Origin of the sequence: Pseudomonas sp. TWR3-1-1 (genome assembly GCF_049896545.1) — a bacterium.
GTDB lineage: Bacteria > Pseudomonadota > Gammaproteobacteria > Pseudomonadales > Pseudomonadaceae > Aquipseudomonas > Aquipseudomonas weihenstephanensis.
Map to the genome: position 1 here is coordinate 1 of NZ_JAFCUO010000060.1, position 514 is coordinate 514.

Annotated in this window: 1 protein-coding gene; it reads right to left on the reverse strand. The window is 55.8% G+C overall.

Going from position 1 to position 514, the window contains the following annotated elements; translation table 11 throughout:
• Positions 1-70: 70 nt before the first annotated feature.
• Positions 71-421 carry a phage tail assembly chaperone family protein, TAC gene (locus ACP7A4_RS23200; RefSeq protein WP_426248529.1) on the reverse strand — a complete coding sequence of 117 codons (351 nt, stop codon included), beginning with the start codon at positions 419-421 and terminating at the stop codon, positions 71-73.
• Positions 422-514 lie beyond the last annotated feature (93 nt).

The window sequence follows — 514 nt, forward strand, 5'->3', positions numbered from 1 at the left end:
TTGGCTTCAGCAACAGAGTTGCCTCCGATATTGTTCAGCACCAGTTCATGCCAGAACTCGTCGGAGGCGCTTAGTTTTTTGCCTGTTCCTTCCCGGTGCCGTTGGCTTCATTTACTGCGGCGAGGATAGCAAAGCCCAAAGACGACTCTAGGCTGAAGGCATCTTCGTAGCTCAGCACCTCGTCGCCGTTGGCGCCCAGCAACACGCTGGCCGAAATGTACTTGGCGTTGCGGCTTTCTTCGGCCTCACCGGGCGCAAACAGGCGCTCGATCACACCGAATGACTGGCGGCGCACATGCACGGTGAATTTGTCAGTCACTGGCTTTCCCGTTTTGGGGTCAACGTGCGCCCAAATGACTTCTTTCTTTACCAGCGTGGCGTCGACTACCCCGCCTTTGGCTTTCAGTTGCTTCAAATTCATGGGAATCCCTTACTTGGTTTTGCGAATCCAGGAGGACCCACCGGAGCGTTGAATGGAAACGGTCGAGGCGACCACGGCGTTGGCTGCGAAAGA

Bases quoted from the DNA above. Each gene is read 5' to 3' on its own strand.
- ACP7A4_RS23200 (WP_426248529.1), bottom strand. From the start codon at position 421: ATGAATTTGAAGCAACTGAAAGCCAAAGGCGGGGTAGTCGACGCCACG.